The 16,277-nt window shown below is 37.5% G+C and carries 14 protein-coding genes, 2 tRNA genes, 3 rRNA genes and 2 riboswitches; of the genes, 3 read left to right on the top strand and 16 right to left on the bottom strand.

What is annotated here, in order from left to right; translation table 11 throughout:
• The 7 genes from KFD70_RS26725 to groES all read right to left on the bottom strand — a co-directional run.
• Positions 1-351 (bottom strand): 16S ribosomal RNA (locus KFD70_RS26725); the annotation flags it as partial.
• A gap of 286 nt (positions 352-637) precedes the next feature.
• The gene (locus KFD70_RS26720; RefSeq protein WP_336454390.1) at positions 638-2,149 is read right to left on the bottom strand and encodes a sensor histidine kinase; all 1,512 of its coding nucleotides are present in this window, start codon (positions 2,147-2,149) and stop codon (positions 638-640) included.
• Positions 2,133-2,834: a response regulator transcription factor gene (locus KFD70_RS26715; protein WP_336454389.1), complete on the bottom strand. Its 702-nt coding sequence runs from the start codon at positions 2,832-2,834 to the stop codon at positions 2,133-2,135. The genes KFD70_RS26720 and KFD70_RS26715 overlap by 17 nt, the downstream gene beginning before the upstream one ends.
• A 145-nt stretch (positions 2,835-2,979) precedes the next feature.
• A complete protein-coding gene (locus KFD70_RS26710; RefSeq protein ID WP_336454388.1) occupies positions 2,980-4,305 on the bottom strand; it encodes an NCS2 family permease in 1,326 nt (441 codons plus the stop codon).
• Positions 4,306-4,433: 128 nt separating this feature from the next.
• Positions 4,434-4,535: riboswitch (purine riboswitch) on the bottom strand.
• A gap of 163 nt (positions 4,536-4,698) precedes the next feature.
• On the bottom strand, positions 4,699-6,237 hold the full coding sequence (guaA, locus tag KFD70_RS26705; RefSeq protein ID WP_420792387.1) for a glutamine-hydrolyzing GMP synthase: 1,539 nt from the start codon (positions 6,235-6,237) through the stop codon (positions 4,699-4,701).
• Between the two features lie 160 nt (positions 6,238-6,397).
• A riboswitch (purine riboswitch) is annotated at positions 6,398-6,499 on the bottom strand.
• Positions 6,500-6,670: 171 nt separating this feature from the next.
• Complete coding sequence (gene groL, locus KFD70_RS26700; protein WP_336454386.1) at positions 6,671-8,305, bottom strand: chaperonin GroEL; 1,635 nt, start codon at positions 8,303-8,305, stop codon at positions 6,671-6,673.
• A 37-nt stretch (positions 8,306-8,342) separates the two neighbouring features.
• Positions 8,343-8,627: a co-chaperone GroES gene (gene groES / locus KFD70_RS26695; protein WP_000917311.1), complete on the bottom strand. Its 285-nt coding sequence runs from the start codon at positions 8,625-8,627 to the stop codon at positions 8,343-8,345.
• Between the two features lie 414 nt (positions 8,628-9,041).
• On the opposite strand from groES, the gene KFD70_RS26690 reads away from it, so the two are divergent.
• Positions 9,042-9,785, top strand: a complete 744-nt coding sequence (locus KFD70_RS26690) for a CPBP family intramembrane glutamic endopeptidase (RefSeq protein ID WP_336454385.1) — start codon at positions 9,042-9,044, stop codon at positions 9,783-9,785.
• A gap of 2 nt (positions 9,786-9,787) precedes the next feature.
• Positions 9,788-9,979 (top strand): YdiK family protein, encoded by a 192-nt coding sequence (locus KFD70_RS26685; RefSeq protein ID WP_336454384.1) that lies wholly within the window; start codon positions 9,788-9,790, stop codon positions 9,977-9,979.
• 28 nt (positions 9,980-10,007) lie between these two features.
• On the opposite strand, the gene KFD70_RS26680 is transcribed toward KFD70_RS26685, so the two are convergent.
• Positions 10,008-10,637, bottom strand: a complete 630-nt coding sequence (locus KFD70_RS26680) for a redox-sensing transcriptional repressor Rex (protein WP_017150416.1) — start codon at positions 10,635-10,637, stop codon at positions 10,008-10,010.
• A gap of 184 nt (positions 10,638-10,821) precedes the next feature.
• On the opposite strand from KFD70_RS26680, the gene KFD70_RS26675 reads away from it, so the two are divergent.
• Positions 10,822-12,747, top strand: a complete 1,926-nt coding sequence (locus tag KFD70_RS26675) for an ABC-F family ATP-binding cassette domain-containing protein (protein ID WP_336454383.1) — start codon at positions 10,822-10,824, stop codon at positions 12,745-12,747.
• 280 nt (positions 12,748-13,027) lie between these two features.
• On the opposite strand, the gene tsaD is transcribed toward KFD70_RS26675, so the two are convergent.
• The 8 genes from tsaD to KFD70_RS26635 form a co-directional block, all read right to left on the bottom strand.
• The gene (gene tsaD, locus KFD70_RS26670; protein ID WP_174103231.1) at positions 13,028-14,044 is read right to left on the bottom strand and encodes a tRNA (adenosine(37)-N6)-threonylcarbamoyltransferase complex transferase subunit TsaD; all 1,017 of its coding nucleotides are present in this window, start codon (positions 14,042-14,044) and stop codon (positions 13,028-13,030) included.
• Positions 14,044-14,487, bottom strand: coding sequence for a ribosomal protein S18-alanine N-acetyltransferase (gene rimI / locus KFD70_RS26665; protein ID WP_336454382.1), 444 nt, complete (start codon positions 14,485-14,487; stop codon positions 14,044-14,046). The genes tsaD and rimI overlap by 1 nt, the downstream gene beginning before the upstream one ends.
• 11 nt (positions 14,488-14,498) lie before the next feature.
• Positions 14,499-15,191: a tRNA (adenosine(37)-N6)-threonylcarbamoyltransferase complex dimerization subunit type 1 TsaB gene (gene tsaB, locus KFD70_RS26660; protein WP_336454381.1), complete on the bottom strand. Its 693-nt coding sequence runs from the start codon at positions 15,189-15,191 to the stop codon at positions 14,499-14,501.
• Positions 15,172-15,645: a tRNA (adenosine(37)-N6)-threonylcarbamoyltransferase complex ATPase subunit type 1 TsaE gene (gene tsaE / locus KFD70_RS26655; RefSeq protein WP_336454380.1), complete on the bottom strand. Its 474-nt coding sequence runs from the start codon at positions 15,643-15,645 to the stop codon at positions 15,172-15,174. The genes tsaB and tsaE overlap by 20 nt, the downstream gene beginning before the upstream one ends.
• Before the next feature lie 191 nt (positions 15,646-15,836).
• Positions 15,837-15,912, bottom strand: a tRNA-Asp gene (locus KFD70_RS26650).
• 2 nt (positions 15,913-15,914) lie between these two features.
• Positions 15,915-15,991 (bottom strand) — tRNA-Met (locus KFD70_RS26645).
• Positions 15,992-16,002: 11 nt separating this feature from the next.
• Positions 16,003-16,118, bottom strand: a 5S ribosomal RNA gene (rrf, locus tag KFD70_RS26640).
• Positions 16,119-16,168: 50 nt separating this feature from the next.
• Positions 16,169-16,277: ribosomal RNA gene (locus KFD70_RS26635) — 23S ribosomal RNA — on the bottom strand; the annotation flags it as partial.

Genomic DNA, 16,277 nt, shown 5'->3' with positions numbered 1-16,277 from the left:
AGGAGTCTGGGCCGTGTCTCAGTCCCAGTGTGGCCGATCACCCTCTCAGGTCGGCTACGCATCGTCGCCTTGGTGAGCCGTTACCTCACCAACTAGCTAATGCGACGCGGGTCCATCCATAAGTGACAGCCGAAGCCGCCTTTCAATTTTGCGCCATGAGGCGCAAAATATTATCCGGTATTAGCCCCGGTTTCCCGGAGTTATCCCAGTCTTATGGGCAGGTTACCCACGTGTTACTCACCCGTCCGCCGCTAACTTCTTAAGAGCAAGCTCTTAATCGGTTCGCTCGACTTGCATGTATTAGGCACGCCGCCAGCGTTCATCCTGAGCCAGGATCAAACTCTCCAATAAAGTTTGTCTAGCATCTAAAATAAAAATTGACGTTTCACGTTGTTTGTTTCGTCCAGTTTTCAAAGAACTCGTTTGTCGCTCATTTACGACTCCCTTATGTTAACATTTTCATCTTTCAATGTCAACTAAGTTTTTTATTTCGTTTGTCGCGTTTTGCTTGTTGCTATCAGCGACTCGTATAATATTACACCTCATTTATATAATCGTCAATACATTTTTTGAAAAAATATCAAAAAGGCTTATTCTTCATAAACAAGCCTTTTTTAATGTATCAAATTCTATTCATTTACTTTTCTTCTATAATGGGCAACGAAACGATAAACTGAATAATTCCATCCTCATATTCAGCTCGAATCCCCCCTCCTTGCAACTCAACAATACTTTTAGCAATAGCTAATCCGAGTCCCGAACCTTCTGTTACTCTACTTCTAGATTGATCTTTCTTATAAAAGCGCTCGAATAAATTTGCTAATTCCTCTCTTGTAAACTCTTCACTATGATTCGCAACTATAATTTCCATATGTCGGCGTTGCCTTTGAAGAGAAACTTTTATCTCTCCATCATCTCTGCTATATTTAATCGCATTCATTAATAAGTTTTCAAACACACGGACCATCTTTTCTGAATCAATGGCAGCATATACACGTTCTTCAGGAAACTTTTTAATAAATTCAAGACCATGTTCTTCTGCTTGCGGCACTAATTCTTCTATTAATTGATCAAGGAGTTCATTCATACATACTTCTTGCTTTTCTAATACAATATTTTCATTCGTTAACTTCGTATACTCAAATAAATCTTCTATTAAGTTCTTTAACTGCTCCGATTTCGCAAAAGCGATCCTTGTATATTCATCATGTTGTTCTTTATTTTCATATTTAGAATCTCGCAACAATCGTAAATACCCCATAATGGAAGTAAGTGGCGTTCGTAAATCATGCGATACATTTGTAATGAGTTCATTTTTTTGTTTCTCTAATTTACGCTCTTTTTCAATATTATACATAAGCTCTTCTGCCATATTGTTAATATTCTCAGTCAAAGCAGCGATCTCATCCTCACCTTTTTTCTCAATACGATAAGCTAAGTTTCCTTTTTCTATTTCTTTTACCCCTCGTGCCATCGCTTCGATTTGTTGCATCTTTCTCTTTGTTATATAGAAGAAAGAGAAAATAAATACAAGTACACCAATTAGAAACGGAAATGGACCTTCTACTTTATAATACACTACCTCTCCTTGAGGAATCCCACTCACAAACATATATAAGTTCTTATCTTCAATTGTAATAGGTGAAAAAGTAATAAACTCTTTTCTTGACCTTTCAATATCATTATTATTTGAATAATTGATAGCAAATGAGGTCGCATTACGAATTGTATTATGCAAATTAATTTGTTCTTCTTGTGCCTGCTTCGTTTTATACAGAACCTTACCACTTTCATCAGTAATTAATATTTTAAAGGCTTCGTGCCCCTGTTCTAAGTTTTGGTTTTCTAACTCTATCATATTTTGCAAAGCATCTAACTTGTTTTCCGTAACCATCATTTCTGCCGTACTTTGAGCTTTACGATTAATTTGCTCCATGCCATCCCTATAATTAATTTCAACATTTTGATTTGCATCCTCAAAAATAGGGGCTACTATCTTCGTCGATACAAACAGCCCTAATAACGCACAAGCAATAAAAGTCGTAATAAGTTGGATTCGTATGCTACGTCGCACGCTCTTTACTATCTTTTCAATTAATCTTATCGTTTTCTTATACATATAGGTAAACGGATTATATATCTTTCTCAATCTTATACCCCACTCCCCATACCGTTTTTATGTATCTCGGTTTCCTTGGATTCTCCTCTACCTTCTCACGTATTTTTCGAATATGTACCATTACAGTATTATCCGATTGAAAGGACCTTTCATTCCAAACCTTTTCATAAATTTGTTCTGCACTAAAGACCATACCTGGATTACGGGCGAGTAACTCTAAAATTGAAAATTCCCTTGGCGTTAGTTTCACTTCTTCTCCCTCTACACTGACTTCATGTGTTGAAACATTTATTTTCATATCTCCAATTTCTAACTCATCCTCATTTTGAACAGTGAAGCCGTTCATTTTCATATAGCGACGGAGCTGTGATTTAATTCTCGCAATTAGTTCTAACGGATTGAATGGTTTCGTTACATAATCATCCGCACCTGTTGTTAGCCCTAAAATTTTATCCATATCTTGCGTTTTTGCAGACAGCATAATAATCGGCATCTCTTTCGCTTCTCTTACTTTCATACACATATGAATCCCATCTATTTTCGGCATCATAATATCTAATACAACTAAATGCACTTCGTTCTTCTCTAATATAGCTAATCCTTCTGCTCCATCCTCAGCATGTAACACCTTATATCCTTCATTTTTTAAATAAATCGCAATTAAATCCCTAATTTCTTTTTCATCATCTACAACAAGTATGGTTTCCTGTGCCACAATATCGCCCCCAAAACTTTTAAAGTCCCTATTTCTTATTATAAGAAAACTTCTGAAGAAAAACGGAACGAAATCCTTAAGATTTTCTGAAGACGCAAAAAAGGCCTAGACTCCCCTTAAGTCTAGACCTTTCAAAAAACCCCTTTTATTTACGAACGTAGATGAAATATAGTACGAATAAAACTCCCATAACATACATAATTGGATGAATTTCTTTACGACGACCACTTACAACCATCGTAATTGGATAGAAGATAAATCCAATCGCAATTCCTGTTGCAATACTATACGTAAGTGGCATAGAAATAATTGTGAAGAATGCCGGTACTGCAATCTCGAATTTCTTCCAATCAATTTCTCCTAAAGATGAAACCATCAAAATCCCTACAATAATTAACGCTGGTGCCGTTACAGCCGCTGTTACAACGCTTAATAATGGCGAGAAGAAAAGTGCTAGCAAGAAAAATCCAGCTGTCACAACTGCTGTAAATCCTGAACGTCCTCCTGCTGCTACCCCTGAAGATGATTCAATGTAAGACGTTGTTGTAGATGTACCAAGAATAGCACCAATTACAGTCGCAATCGCATCTGCAAATAATGCTTTTCCTGCACGTGGTAGTTTGTTATTCTTCATTAATCCTGCTTGATTCGCAACTGCTACAAGCGTACCTGCTGTATCAAAGAAATCGATGAAGAAGAACGTTATAATAACAATCCCCATTTGAACAGTGAAAATATCTCCGAAGTGCTGGAACGCCACACCGAACGTAGGTTCCAAACTCGGGATTGCACCGACTACAGCTTTAGGTGTATCAATTAATCCTGTTGCTACTCCTAAGATTGCTGTAAGAATCATCCCATAGAAAACTGCACCATTTATCTTTTTAATCATTAAAATGATCGTAATCACTACACCGAAAATCGCAAGTAATGTTGTGCCCTTTGTTAAATCCCCCAATCCAACAAGAACCGCATCATTCTTCACAATAATCCCGGCATTTTGAAAACCAAGAAAGGCAATAAACAAACCAATACCTGCCGCTACCGCGAACTTTAACTCCACGGGAATTGCATTAATAATTTTCTCACGAATACCAGAAGCAGTAAGAATAATAAAGATAATACCTGACATTAATGTTCCGGCAATCGCTGTTTGCCATGGAATCCCCATTGTTAACACCGCTGTGTAAGCAAAGAATGCATTGATCCCCATACCTGGCGCTAAAGCAATTGGATACTTTGCAAAAACCCCCATAATGAGTGAACCAATCGCAGCTGCTAATGCAGTGGCAACAAAGACCGCTCCCGGATCCATTCCTGTTCCAGCTGGTAATCCCTTAATATTCCCCAGCGACAGTGTAGCAGGATTGACAAACAACACATATGCCATAGATAAAAATGTCGTTAACCCTGCAATGAACTCAGTTTTATAATTCGTACCGAGCTCATCAAACTGAAAATAACGTTTCATCCTACGTTTCCCCCGTTATATGATTACTCGTCGTAATCCTCCCTAGCCCTCTTTTATCTATAAAAATAAAAAAGGCCTCCATTGCGTATACATGGAAGCGTTCTATAAACAAAGGTAGATTTCCCCTAACCTTTATACAAACGCCTCGTAGTCAAGCCATTTACGGTAGCTAGGTAGAAACTTTCGGGCCATATCCCCGATATTATACGACGGCTATAATATTCACTTTTCACATCAATTACATACTCATATTAACTCACACACAGGTATATGTCAATCTAAAAACGAACATTTTTATATAAATAATCATTTTCGTTCGTGTAGATAGACAAAAAAAGATCCATCTATGCATAAAATCATAGATGGATCTTCCTTTAAGCGAAAAAACTTATTCTATTCCCACTCAATCGTTGCTGGCGGCTTACTTGTTACATCATACACGATACGGTTAACGTGTTTTACTTCGTTAACGATACGTACAGAGATTTTCTCTAATACGTCCCAAGGGATACGTGCCCAGTCAGCTGTCATACCGTCAATAGATGTTACTGCACGGATACCTACTGTGTAATCGTAAGTACGCTCGTCACCCATAACACCTACACTACGCATACCAGGAAGCGCTGTGAAGTATTGCCAAATTTCACGGTCTAAACCTGCTTTTATGATTTCTTCACGTAAAATCGCATCAGATTCACGAACGATTTCTAATTTTTCTTCTGTAATCTCGCCTAATACACGAATACCAAGTCCTGGACCTGGGAACGGTTGACGCCATACGATTTCATCAGGAATTCCTAATTCAGATCCTAATGCGCGCACTTCATCTTTAAATAACGTATTTAAAGGCTCAATTAATTTAAACTGCATATCTTCTGGAAGTCCACCAACGTTATGGTGAGATTTAATTGTTTGTGCAGTTGCTGTACCACTTTCAATAATGTCTGTGTACAGTGTACCTTGTGCTAAGAAGTCCATTCCTTCTAATTTAGAAGCCTCATCATCAAATACGTAAATGAATTCGTTACCGATGATTTTACGTTTTTGCTCTGGATCTTCAACGCCTTTTAATTTATTCATAAAACGTTCTTTCGCATCCACTTTAATAACGTTCATGTGGAAGCCTTCGCTAAATGTTTTCATAACACCTTCTGCTTCACCTTTACGAAGTAAACCGTGGTCAACGAAAATACATGTTAATTGATCACCGATTGCTTTATGAATTAATACCGCTACAACAGAAGAGTCTACACCGCCACTAAGTGCGCATAGTACTTTTTTGTCACCAACAGTTTCACGGATTTTCTCTAATTCCACTTCAATAAAGTTTTCCATGTTCCAGCCTTCAGAACATCCACATACGCCGAATACGAAGTTTTTGATTAAATCATTTCCGTGCTCAGAGTGACGTACTTCTGGGTGGAATTGTACGCCGTATAGGTTTTGTGCTTCATTACTCATACCAGCAATTGGGCAAGAGTCACTTGTTGCATCCACTACGAACCCTTCTGGTAAACCTGTTACTAAGTCACCGTGGCTCATCCATACAACTTGCTCTTCTGGAAGGTTTGCATATAATTTTGATTCGTTCTCTACTTTAAGAACTGCTTTTCCGTACTCACGATGGTTTGCACGTTCTACTTTTCCACCAAAGTGTTTTGTCATAAGTTGCATACCGTAGCAAATACCAAATACCGGTAATCCTAATTCAAAGATTTTTTCATCACAGTGGAATGCATTTTCACCATATACACTGTTTGGTCCCCCAGAGAAGATAATCCCTTTTGGATTCATTGCTTTAATTTCTTCTGCAGTAATTGTATGTGGATGAAGTTCACTGTATACACCGAACTCACGAATTCGACGTGCAATTAACTGATTGTACTGACTCCCAAAATCTAAAACGATAATCGTATCGTGCTGTTTTTTCAAAATAATCACCCCAACGTTAGTTCTGTATATAAATATTTTCACCAATTTGGCAAAAAGCATTACCAATATAATAAAAAAAGCCAGTCCTCCGCCCTCAGTCTCATAACAAAGAAAAGGCAGGGGTCTGACTTTATAAAGATAGTATTCCGCTCTTTATAAATATAAGACGCACTGCCTTCATAGTCAGGTTGTTTACGGTAACCCGGTAGAGACTCTCAAACCATATCATTGAGGATATATGAAGGATTGTTTTATATTATCTTCCTAGATTCTAACAATGAAGTATCAATATGGTCAAGAGAGAAAGCGACAAAATTCTACAGAAATTATTTTCTCAGTGTGATTAAATCTTTATCGCAATAATTTTTCTTCCATGTACAACAAAAAAACATCCATCTCTATTAGAGATGGATGTTTTTTTATGCGAACGAAATTACATCATTCCGCCCATACCGCCCATGCCCATGCCGCCCATGTCAGGCATTGCTGGTGCATTTGGTTCTGGTTTGTCAGCAACTACAGCTTCAGTTGTTAAGAACATAGCTGCAACAGATGCTGCGTTTTGAAGTGCAGAACGAGTTACTTTTGTTGGATCTACGATACCAGACTCAAGCATATTTACCCATTCGCCTGTAGCTGCGTTGAAACCAACGCCTACTTTTTCGCCTTTTAAGCGTTCTACAACAACAGATCCTTCTAGACCAGCGTTGATTGCGATTTGGCGAACTGGCTCTTCTAATGCACGAAGTACAATGTTGATACCTGTTGCTTCGTCGCCTTCAGCTACAAGACCAGCTACTTTTGTATATACGTTCATAAGTGAAGTACCGCCACCTGCAACAATACCTTCTTCTACTGCTGCACGAGTTGAGTTAAGTGCATCTTCAATGCGAAGTTTGCGCTCTTTTAACTCAGTTTCAGTTGCTGCACCTACTTTAATTACCGCTACGCCACCTGCAAGTTTAGCAAGGCGCTCTTGTAATTTTTCACGATCGAATTCAGAAGTTGTTTCTTCTAATTGCGCGCGGATTTGACCGATGCGAGCTTCGATTTGTTGTGTATTTCCAATACCTTCAACTACAGTTGTGTTTTCTTTCGTTACAACAACTTTACCAGCGCGTCCTAAAGATTCAACTGTAGCAGATTTTAAGTCACGTCCTAATTCTTCAGTGATTACTTCGCCACCAGTTAAGATTGCGATATCTTCAAGCATTGCTTTACGACGGTCACCAAATCCAGGAGCCTTAACAGCTACTACATTGAATGTACCACGAAGTTTGTTTACTACTAACGTAGCTAACGCTTCGCCTTCTACATCTTCTGCAATGATAAGAAGTGGTTTACCTTGTTGTACCACTTGCTCTAACACTGGTAAGATTTCTTGAATGTTAGAAATCTTTTTGTCAGTGATTAAGATATATGGGTTATCAAGGACTGCTTCCATTTTGTCAGAATCAGTAATCATGTAAGGAGATGCATATCCACGATCGAATTGCATACCTTCTACTACATCTAATTCTGTTGTGAATCCTTTAGATTCTTCTAAAGTAATAACGCCGTCGTTACCAACGCGTTCCATTGCTTCAGCAATTAATTTACCTACTTCTTCGTCAGCAGCAGAGATAGCAGCTACTTGCGCGATAGAAGATTTACCTTCGATTGGTTTAGAAATCGTTTTTAATTCTTCTACTGCTGCAACAACAGCTTTTTCGATACCTTTACGAAGACCCATTGGGTTCGCACCAGCTGTTACGTTTTTTAAACCTTCACGAATCATGGCTTGTGCTAATACAGTTGCAGTTGTTGTTCCGTCACCAGCTACGTCATTTGTTTTGCTAGCAACTTCTGCTACTAATTTTGCACCCATGTTTTCGAATGCATCTTCTAATTCGATTTCTTTTGCAATTGTTACACCATCATTTGTAATAAGTGGTGAACCGAATTTTTTCTCAAGTACAACGTTACGACCTTTTGGTCCAAGCGTTACTTTTACTGCGTTTGCAAGAGTGTCGACACCGCGAAGCATCGAACGACGTGCTTCTTCACTAAATTTAATATCTTTTGCCATAATATTTGACCCCCTTGGATTTTTAAAATGTATATAATTAACCGATAACTGCTAAAATGTCACTTTCACGTAAAATCAAGTAGTCTGTACCTTCATATTTCACTTCAGTACCTGCATATTTTGAGAAGATGATAAGATCACCTGCTGCTACCTCTAAAGCAACACGCTCACCATTTTCAAGCACTCGACCAGTACCTACTGCAACAACTTTACCCTCTTGTGGTTTTTCTTTTGCAGTGTCTGGTAATACAATACCACTTGCTGTTTTTTCTTCTGCTTGAACAAGCTCAATTACAACGCGATCACCTAATGGCTTTAGCATGAACAATAACCTCCTCATTTTCCTATGTAAATTTTCTTTATTAGCACTCAAAGACTATGAGTGCTAACACACTTATAATAATAAATAATCTAAATTTCTTTTGCAAGTAAAAAAATCATAATTTTTTCGCAAATTACGATATAAACTTTTTCTATACAACAATAACAGCAATAATTCTCAAGAAAGCCTTTTTATATGAATCGGCTTTTCCACTTATCGTATGTTACAATATGAAGGATGCCATAAGTTATTTTCTCTATAGGTACTGCTTTTTCCTGTTATCTATTTCATTTTCAAATAAAGATTTACAAAAAAATAATAATACAAACAGTTATTACGTATCCCACGGCGGGATGTTCACATGTTTCCTCGCCTTATCTCATAAATTAGAGTTAGAAAGGATGGTTAACCCATTTGAAAAAACAATATTGGTGGATTATAGTTACATATATTCTGATGCAACTATCGGGAATTTTTGGCATATGGCTCCTTTTCAAAACAGGACTATATGATAATATGGCAGTTTCACGAGAGCAGAAAATGCAAATCATGGCTGGGCACTGGTCAATCATCAGCTTTTTTATTGCATTATGTATTATACTTTGGCTTCTTAGAACCGATATACGTGAAAGACATTTAGATACGAAGCGAGCTAGCATTCCTGCTACAATCGGCTGGATTTTTATCGGTTTCTTTTTAGCTATGTTTGCTCAAATACTTGCAGCTAATATTGAAATGCGATTATTAGGGATTAATCCTGGTTCTCAAAACACTCAAGATTTGATGGAAATAGCAAGAGCTACTCCATGGTTCCTTATTGTTATATCTATCATCGGTCCTATTTTAGAAGAGATTGTCTTTAGAAAGATTTTATTTGGAACACTCTATAAAAGATTTAATTTCTTTATCGCAGCCATTATTAGTTCGCTTGTTTTCGCGGCCATTCACTTTGATTTTACACACTTGTTAGTATACACTTCCATGGGGCTTGTTTTCGCTTTTCTATATGTGAAAACAAAACGAATCATCGTTCCTATTATGGCTCATGTCGCGATGAATACATTAGTCGCAATAACTCAAGTACTAGTAAGTAACGAACAAATACAAGAAATGATCAAACAAGCAGAAAAAATGCAAGGATTTATCGGAGGATTTTAAATATGAGGAACTCACCATTGTTCATGGCAGCACTGTATTTCCTTCTTGGATGTATCTTTACACGTTTCGCAATTACGAACGTTACAGATACAATTTGGAACTTTTGGACACTGCTGTTCGCTGCTATGGCAACAATTGATTTTAATTTGGCACTTCGACTTATCTTAGTCAAATTTACAAAGAAAAGGCAATAATAAAACGCAGAGGGATTTCCTCTGCGTTTTATTGTGGATAATTTTTCAAAAAATAAACGAGCGTTTGTAATTCTACAGCTAAATCAATATGATGAATTCTTATGTTTTCTGACACATTTAATCGTGCCGGTGTAAAATTTAAAATTCCATGTACATTTGTTTCGGCCAATCGATCTGCTACAGCTTGTGCAACGGTAGCAGGTACTGTTAATATTGCCACCTGTATATCATTTGTTAAACGTTCTTCTAATTCATCCAAATGATATACAGGAATTCCTCCGATTTCTTTTCCAACTTTCTCTTCATTGACATCAAACGCCATTTCAATCTTTGTATTATTATTTTTCGTGAAATTGTAATGTAAGAAAGCGGTCCCTAAATTACCCACTCCAATAAGTGCTACACGTGTTATATCATCTTGATCGAGCGTTTCTCGGAAGAATGATAGTAAATAATTCACATTATATCCATATCCCTTTTTCCCTAACGCTCCAAAATATGAAAAATCTCTCCGAATTGTTGCTGAGTCTACCTTTACCGCCTCACTCAATTCTGCCGATGAAACACGTTGCTTACCAGAAAGAGATAAATTTTGGATAAATCGATAGTATAGAGGCAATCGTTTGGCAGTGGCCTGTGGAATCTTTTGCTGATCCATGTAACCTCTCCTCTCTTCCTATCTTTGTTCACAGATTTAAAATAAATACATAAGTTTAGCACTTATGACTTTCCCTGTATAATAGAGAGAAGAATTCTCTCTTTATTTTAAACTATACACTATTTTTAGTATGATTGAGAAATATAAACATGGCAAAGTTAAGAAATTATTTGAGGTGAAAACATTGATTTTATTACAAGTGAATGGGCTTTCAAAATTATACGGTGCTGAAACAATTCTTGCAAACATTAAATTGGAAGTCCAAACAAAAGATCGAATTGCACTAGTTGGTCGAAATGGTGCTGGAAAATCTACATTATTAAAAATAATTGCCGGTGAATTATCTCACGATGGTGGAGAAATTATAAAGCCAAAAGATGTTTCTATTGGTTATTTAGCCCAAAATACAGGTTTGGAAACTTCTTTAACAATTTGGGATGAAATGCTTACCGTCTTTACACATCTGCAGCATATGGAGAAGAAACTTCGAAGGTTAGAGCAGGAAATGGGTAAGGAAGAGAACTTTTCAAATGCTGCTACGTACGAGAAATTACTCGCTGATTATGATCAATTACAGTTAGACTACAAAGATCAAGGTGGTTACCAATATGAAGCGGATATTCGCTCCATTTTAAGTGGACTTGGTTTTCCAGCGGAAACACACCAAACAACAATTTCCACATTAAGTGGCGGACAGAAAACAAGACTTGCTCTTGGGAAGCTACTATTAACAAAACCAGACTTACTCATCTTGGACGAACCAACAAACCATTTAGATATCGATACATTAACATGGCTTGAACAATATTTACAAGGCTATCCTGGAGCTATTTTAATCGTGTCCCACGATCGCTACTTTTTAGACAAGCTTGTTACACAAGTATATGAAATTTCTAATAAAGAGAGCAGACGATATGTTGGTAACTACAGTAAATATTTAGATTTAAAAGCTGCACTATATGAGCAAGAAATGAAACGTTATGAGAAACAACAAGAGGAAATCGCTAAACTAGAAGACTTTGTCCAAAAGAACATTGCTCGTGCGTCCACAACAAAACGTGCACAAAGTCGCCGGAAACAATTAGATCGGATGGAATTACTGACCAGACCATTAGGTGATTCTAAATCCGCATCCTTCCACTTTGATATCGAAAAACAAAGCGGAAACGACGTATTACAGGTAAAAGATGTTTCAATTGGATATGACAAAGAACCAATTATTGAGCATGTAAATATGCGATTAACCCGCGGTGATAGTGTCGCACTAGTCGGTCCAAACGGTATTGGGAAATCTACATTATTAAAGTCGATTGTAAATAAATTGAAGACGTTAAGCGGTGAAGTTTCTTTCGGTTCAAATGTATCTATTGGGTATTATGATCAAGAACAAGCAAACTTAACATCATCCAAGCGTGTTTTAAATGAATTATGGGACGATTATCCGCTAGAGCCGGAAAAAGAAATTCGCACGATACTCGGTAACTTTTTATTCACAGGGGATGATGTATTAAAGCCAGTATCTTCCCTAAGTGGTGGTCAAAAAGCTCGATTAGCTCTAGCAAAATTGATGATGCAAAAATCTAATTTATTAATTCTCGATGAGCCTACAAACCATCTTGATTTAAATAGTAAAGAGATTTTAGAAAACGCCTTAATTGATTATCCTGGAACTCTTTTATTCGTTTCCCATGATCGCTATTTCATTAACCGTGTCACAACTACAGTGGTTGAGTTATCAACAGAGGGAGCACAAGAATATTTAGGTGACTATGACTACTATATTGAAAAGAAAAATGAAATGATTGAACGGGCAGAATTTGAACAGCAAGAAAATGATGTACCTATTCAAAAAAGCGTTGCTCAAGAAAAATTAAGCTATCTTGAAGAAAAAGAACGTAAAAAGCAGGAACGTCAGCGTATCCGAAAAATTGAAGAAATTGAACAAAACATCGCAAAGTTAGAAGAAGAAATTGCACAATTAGAAGAGGAGCTTTGTTTACCTGAAGTATATGCTGACTACGAACGGGCTAGCGAGATTACAACAGCAAAGCAAACCAAACAAGAAGAATTAGAGAAGTTTATGGCGGAATGGGAAGAGTTACACGTATAACCCTTATATATTCATATGATAAAAACAAGGTAGTTGAAAGCCCCTCAACTACCTTGTTTATTTTTCAATACAAAAGACTATGGTCAAAGGTCTGACCTTAACACAATTATCCACAACCTTATGCACATATCCACCTTTATTATATAAACACAAAAATAACTTTTCCACATTATCCACAAATCATATAAAAGTTATAAACATTCAATACTCACAATAAAACCCATATTATCAACAGATAATATGGGTTTTATCCACAGGTTGTGGTTAATTATGTGTATAACTATGCCTCAATATCTAATCCTGGATTTGCATTTAAAGCTAATGTTGCACGTTTTCCTTGCTCATATGCAATTGTGCCCGCTGCTGCAATCATCGCTGCATTATCTGTGCACAAGGATAACGGTGGAATAATAAGCTCAATTTCTTCTTTTTTTGCAAACTCTTCCTCTAAACGTGCACGAAGTCCTTTATTCGCTGCAACACCACCAGCAAGCAACACTTGTTTTACATCATACGCTTCTGCTGCACGCGCTGCTTTCGTCACGAGTACATCTATTACACTCGCTTGGAAGCTAGCTGCTAAATCTTCTGGCGCAATTTCTTCACCACGTTGTTTTGCGTTATGCACAGTGTTGATAACTGCTGATTTCAATCCACTAAAGCTAAAATCATACGAATCCGGCTCTAGCCATGCACGAGGTAAATCAATTGTCGGCTTTCCTTCATGAGCAAGACGATCAATATGAGGTCCCCCTGGATAAGGCATCGATAATGTACGTGCAACCTTATCATATGCTTCTCCTGCTGCATCATCTCTCGTTTCACCAATCACTTCAAATGAACCATGTTCCTTCATATACACAAGCTCTGTATGTCCTCCAGATACAACAAGTGATAATAATGGGAATTGTAGTTCTTTCACTAAACGATTCGCGTAAATATGTCCAGCAATATGATGAACACCAACAAGAGGAATATTATGTGCAAATGCAATTGCTTTAGCTGCATTTACACCAATTAAAAGAGCCCCCACTAAACCCGGTCCTTCTGTTACCGCAATCGCATCAATATCTTCAAATGTAATGTTCGCTTCTTTTAATGCCTCTTCTAATACAACTGTAATTTGTTCTACATGATGACGCGATGCAATTTCTGGTACAACTCCGCCAAAACGCTTATGGCTTTCGATTTGTGAAGCGACAACGTTTGCCACTATTTCTGTTCCATTTTTAACAACTGCTACAGCCGTTTCATCACAGCTCGTTTCAATGCCAAGTATAATCGTATTTTTTTCCATTATATATTCACCCACATTACAAGACCATCTTCATAATTGTCTGTATAGTATCGTTTACGAATTCCACCATTTTGGAATCCATACTTTCGGTATAACTGTTTCGCTACTTCATTTGACATCCGTACTTCAAGGGTCATCGTTTTTGCTCCCATTTCTCTTGCTTGTTCCATTACTTCTTTCAGCAAAGCCTCCCCAAGCTTTTGACCACGATATGCCGGCAAAATGGCTATGTTCGTAATATGTGATTCATCAATAATAATCCACAATCCACAGTATCCAATTACCATACCATCTTTTTCTATTACGACATAATGTGCATATTCATTCATCGTCAGTTCACGATAAAATGAATCGGCCGTCCAAGGAGTTGCGAATGACGCTTCTTCAATTACTACAATTTGAGTAATATCATCCGTCGTCATCTTTCTAAATGTAATATCCATTTTGATAACCCCTATTTTTTTTGACTTTCTAGCCATTTTGCTTCTGCTTCTGCTAAACGGAGGTAGCTTGGAACAAATGTATGTACACTTTGTTCCTCTTTTTGTAATCCTAACAATGCTAATTCACTTGGTCTTGGGTTGTTCTTTGTGCAAGAGGCAAACACAGCTTGATCCCCTAGATATTCTACAATTGTCTCTTTATGTTGATCTACGTCATTACCGATAAATAAAACAGGTTGTCCCTTGTCTTTTAACATCTGTAACCAATCCACAATAAGAACAATCCGATCATCTTCTACAGAAGATAACTGCTCTTCTTTATATGTATACAGTCCTGTATAAATTTGCCCGCGACGTCCATCAAACAATGGACAAATAACACCATGAAAATTAGCTCCATTCGCAGCCAATGCTTCTAAGCTAGATACACCGACAATCGGTATTTGCAATGACCAAGCTAACGTTTTTGCAACAGTCACACCAATTCGAACTCCTGTATAAGATCCAGGACCAGCCGCTACAACAATTTTATCTAACTCTTTCGGTTTTACATTACATTCTTTTAAAAGTTGTTCTACCGCTGGCATAAGGCGCACAGAATGATTTTTTGTTAAATTCGTAATGATTTCCCCCATAACAGTATTTCCATCAATAAGAGAAACCCCCATTACATAATTTGAAGTATCAATTGCTAGTACTTTCATCTTGTAATAGCTCCTCACATAATCTAATATAACGTTCACCATTCGGTTCTAATACAATTTTTCTTGTATCATTACCGGTATGGAACAAGCTTATTTTTAATTTCTCATTCGGCAGAAAAGGTTCAATTAAGTGCGCCCATTCTACTACTGTTATACCTTCACCATAAAAATACTCATCAAACCCTAAATCTTCTTCGCTTTCCGCTAAACGATACACGTCCATATGATATAGCGGTAATCTTCCTTTGTACTCTTTAATAATATTGAATGTCGGACTATTTACAACTCGTTTCACACCAAGGCCTTTTGCAAGACCTTTCGTAAATGTTGTCTTACCAGCACCTAAGTCTCCTTCTAAAATAAGTACATCTTGTTCCTTAACAAGTTGTCCTAACCTTTCTGATAAGTTCTGCGTCTCTTCAGAAGAAGTTGTCGTTATTTCATATTTATTCAAAGGTTTCACCTACCTTACTCACAATATTCTCTGCTCTTTATTATACAGACTTTTTCACTTTGTTTCATTTTGAACATATAAAAAAGACCTTAGGAGTTGTCCTAAGGATAAGATTGACTGTCTTTATAAGTTTTCTTAAAAATAAATAAAAAAATACGAAACAAGTTGTTTCGTTCTTTTCTTTGTATAAATGGCGGTCCCGACCGGGGTCGAACCGGCGATCTCCTGCGTGACAGGCAGGCATGTTAACCACTACACCACGGGACCATTGGTTGCGGGGACAGGATTTGAACCTGCGACCTTCGGGTTATGAGCCCGACGAGCTACCGGACTGCTCCACCCCGCGACGATTATAAAGCCTGGCAACGTCCTACTCTCACAGGGGCAAGGCCCCAACTACCATCGGCGCTAGAGAGCTTAACTTCCGTGTTCGGTATGGGAACGGGTGTGACCTCTCTGCCATCATTACCAGACTTATGAAGGTATATTCCTTCAAAACTAGATAACATTTGCTTCATATTATATGGTTAAGTCCTCGATCTATTAGTATTCGTCAGCTCCACATGTCACCATGCTTCCACCTCGAACCTATCAACCTGATCATCTTTCAGGGATCTTACTAGCTTACGCTA

The organism is Bacillus pfraonensis (assembly GCF_050768835.1).
Taxonomy (GTDB): Bacteria; Bacillota; Bacilli; order Bacillales; family Bacillaceae_G; genus Bacillus_A; species Bacillus_A pfraonensis.
This window is presented reverse-complemented; position numbering and strand designations above follow the sequence as displayed.

Excerpts from the sequence above, each read along its gene's own strand:
- KFD70_RS26710 (WP_336454388.1), bottom strand. The coding sequence starts at position 4,305 with ATGAAACGTTATTTTCAGTTTGATGAGCTCGGTACGAATTATAAAACT.
- groL (WP_336454386.1), bottom strand. The coding sequence starts at position 8,305 with ATGGCAAAAGATATTAAATTTAGTGAAGAAGCACGTCGTTCGATGCTT.
- groES (WP_000917311.1), bottom strand. The coding sequence starts at position 8,627 with ATGCTAAAGCCATTAGGTGATCGCGTTGTAATTGAGCTTGTTCAAGCA.
- KFD70_RS26685 (WP_336454384.1), top strand. The coding sequence starts at position 9,788 with ATGAGGAACTCACCATTGTTCATGGCAGCACTGTATTTCCTTCTTGGA.
- KFD70_RS26680 (WP_017150416.1), bottom strand. The coding sequence starts at position 10,637 with ATGGATCAGCAAAAGATTCCACAGGCCACTGCCAAACGATTGCCTCTA.
- tsaD (WP_174103231.1), bottom strand. The coding sequence starts at position 14,044 with ATGGAAAAAAATACGATTATACTTGGCATTGAAACGAGCTGTGATGAA.
- rimI (WP_336454382.1), bottom strand. The coding sequence starts at position 14,487 with ATGGATATTACATTTAGAAAGATGACGACGGATGATATTACTCAAATT.
- tsaB (WP_336454381.1), bottom strand. The coding sequence starts at position 15,191 with ATGAAAGTACTAGCAATTGATACTTCAAATTATGTAATGGGGGTTTCT.